We start from the raw sequence: 3321 nt of genomic DNA on the forward strand, positions 1-3321 counted from the left end.
ACCAACGTGTCCGGGGTCTGGTCGAGCTTCTTCGACACGGTCAGCGGCCTGTCCTCCAACGCGTCGGGTACGGCCGACCGGCAGAACATGCTCGACGGCGGCAAGACCCTGGCCAGCCGCTTCCAGCAGCTCAACGGCCAGCTCAATACGCTCAACGGCGAGGTCAACAACGGCCTCATCGCCGGCGCGTCGGAGATCAACCGGCTCGCCAAGGAAATCGCGCAGCTCAACGGCAGCATCGGTGGCAACGCGGCCAACGCCGCGCCGGACCTGCTGGATCGCCGCGATGCGCTGATCGCCAACCTGGTCGGCTATACCGGCGGCAACGCGGTGATGCAGGACGGCGGCTTGATGAACGTCTACACCGCCGGTGGCCAGGCGCTGGTGGTAGGCACCACCGCCTCCAAGGTCACCACCGTGGCCGATCCGTACATGCCCGAGCGCCTGCAGCTCGCGCTGGAGAGCGCCGGCCAGAAGATCACCCTGGAACCGAAGACCCTCGGCGGCCAGATCGGCGGTCTGCTGGAGTTCCGCGATACCGTGCTGACGCCCACCCAGGCCGAACTGGGCAAGCTGGCCGTCGGCATGGCCAGCAGCTTCAACGATGTGCACCGCCAGGGCGCGGACCTGTACGGCAACCTGGGCGGGGACTTCTTCAACATCGGCAGCCCGCGCATCACCGGCAACGCCAACAACACCGGCACCGCCAGCATGACCGCCAGCTTCGGCGACCTGTCCAAGCTGGACGGGCAGAACGTGCTGCTCAAGTTCGACGGCACCCAGTGGCAGGCGACCCGCGCCGACACCGGCGCGGCGATTCCGATGACCGGCACCGGCAGCGCCGCCGACCCGCTGGTGATCAACGGCGTGGAACTGGTGATGACCGGTGCCCCGGCCGTGAACGACCGCATGCTGCTGCAGCCCACCGCGGGCGTGGCCGGCACCCTGTCGGTGGCGATCACCGATACCTCGCGCATCGCGGCGGCGGCACCGATCAAGGGCACGGCCGCACTGACCAATACCGGTACCGGCAAGCTCACCGGGGTCAAGGTGACCGACCACAACAACGCGGCGCTGCGCAATCCGGCCGCGATCGTGTTCACCAGCGCCACCCAGTACACGCTCGATGGTGCCGGCCCGTTCACCTATACCGCCGGCCAGACCATCAGCGCCAATGGCTGGAGCTTCGTGCTCGACGGTGCGCCCAAGACCGGCGACACCTTCGGCATCGGCCCGACTCCGGCCGGTTCCTCGGACAACAGCAACGCCCTGTTGCTGGCCAAGGTGGAACAGGCCAAGGCCTTCAACGACGGTACCGTGACGCTCAGTGGCGCGCTCGGTGGGCTCACCACCCAGGTTGGCGCCGCCGCGCGATCGGCAGATTACTCGCTGCAGGCCCAGCAGGTGATCACCGACCAGGCGCAGTCCGCGCGCGATGCGATCTCCGGGGTCAACCTGGATGAGGAAGCGGCCGACATGCTGCGCCTGCAACAGGCCTACCAGGCCGCCTCGCAGCTGATTTCCACCGCCGACAACATGTTCCAGACCATCCTCGGAGCCGTGAGCCGATGAACAGCCGCATTTCCACCGGGATGATGTTCCAGCAGTCGGTGTCGTTGATGATGGCCAAGCAGGCCAAGATGAGCCACCTGGAACAGCAGATCGCCACCGGCCGCCGCCTGGTGACCGCCAAGGACGACCCGGTCGCCTCCGGCGCCGCCGTCGGCCTGGACCGCACGCTGGCCTCGCTGGACCGCATGCAGCTCAACGCGGGCAACGTGCAGAACCGGCTGGGCCTGCAGGAAAACGCACTGGCCCAGGTCGGCGACATGATGGGGCGCATCACCGAGTTGACGATCTACGCCAATAATCCGGCGCTGGCCGCCTCGGACAAGCAGTCGATGGTCACGGAAATCGAGGCGATCCGCGGGAACCTGCTGGCGCTGGCCAACAGTACCGACGGCACCGGGCGCTATTTGTTTGGCGGTACGGCCGATGACAGCCCGCCTTTCAGCCAGATCGATGGCAAGGTGGTCTATAACGGCGACCAGAACCAGCGCCAGGTCGAGGTCGGGCCGGACACGTACGTGCTCGATGCCCTGCCCGGCAGCGAGATTTTCCTGCGGATCGGTACCGGCGATGGGCACGTGGACGGGGCGGCCAGCACGGCCAACACGGGCACGGGCGTGCTGACCAATGTGACCCGCGACGGCAGCGACAGCTGGAACGGCCAGGGCTTCAGCGTGCGCTTCACCGCTGAAGACCAGTACGAGCTGCTGGATGCCGGCGGTACGGTGGTGTCCACCGGTACGATGAAGGCAGGCGACGATCTGGTGCTCAACGGGGTGCGTTTGCACATCGACGGCAAGCCGGCGGCCGGCGATACCTTCGAGGTGAGTCCGGCGACCAGCCGGGATATTTTCAGCACGCTGGACAGTCTGATCGGGTCGTTGAAGATGGATACCGGGAGCGCGTCCAAGTCGGCGGCGCAGCAGAATCTGCTGCAAAGTGGTCTGCGCGACGTTGCGCGGGCCTCGGAGCGGATGATCGATTCGCGCGCGGCCGGTGGTGCGCAGTTGAAGGCGCTGGACAATGCGGCGGACATGCGTGAGTCCAATACGGTGACGCTCAAGAGCACGCTGTCGCAGATGCGCGATCTGGACTACGCCGATGCCATCAGTCAGTACCAGCTGGAGAGCACTGCCCTCCAGGCCGCGCAGACGCTGTTCTCGCAGATGCAGCAGATGTCGTTGTTCAACGTGTTGCGCTGATACCGCGACACGAAAACCTGGATGGCCTGAAGGCCGCGATGCATTGCGCATCGCGGCCTTTTTGCTTTTTCCTCTACGCATCCAAAGGCAACAGCGCGGATGATCCTCTGCTCATGGCATGGGCGGGGGTGTGTGGGTTCGCGGGACACGCCGTAAACCCCGCTCCGCGGCCCGGCCCAGCCGCTGGCGGCTGTGCGTTCAGTCGCATGCGAGGCAGTGCCTCGCGAGCAATGCGCCTTCACCCTTGGGGGCTCGCACACGCCATCCATGGCGTGTGACGGTCCCGCGAACCCACACACCCGCGCCCTCGACAGTTGGCTAGTGGCCTATGCAGAGCGGAAGAGCGGAAAAGCGACGTAGAGCGCGCCCGCTCATACGCGAGTAGCGCGGCTCTTTCCTTGCGCACCCGCACCCTGTCCAAGGGGTGGCACGGGTGGGTTGGCGGGACCGTCATGCGCCATGGATGGCGCATGCGAGCCCCCAAGGATGGGTTTACGGCGTGTCCCGCCAAGCCACCCGTTCCAGCCCTCCCCCAGATGCAGCAGGCCCC

At 66.5% G+C, this 3321-nt stretch carries 2 protein-coding genes; both read left to right on the forward strand.

From position 1 onward, the window contains the following. A partial coding sequence (locus AC1DQP_RS18490) for a FlgK family flagellar hook-associated protein (RefSeq protein ID WP_478052204.1) occupies positions 1-1572 on the forward strand: 1572 nt, incomplete at its 5' end. Continuing rightward, positions 1569-2771 (forward strand): flagellar hook-associated protein FlgL, encoded by a 1203-nt coding sequence (flgL, locus tag AC1DQP_RS18495; RefSeq protein WP_256776982.1) that lies wholly within the window; start codon positions 1569-1571, stop codon positions 2769-2771. The genes AC1DQP_RS18490 and flgL, both read left to right, overlap by 4 nt. Positions 2772-3321 lie beyond the last annotated feature (550 nt).

Source organism: Stenotrophomonas sp. P5_A8, assembly GCF_056400545.1.

Coding starts and splice junctions, on each gene's coding strand:
- flgL (WP_256776982.1), top strand. CDS start 1,569: ATGAACAGCCGCATTTCCACCGGGATGATGTTCCAGCAGTCGGTGTCG.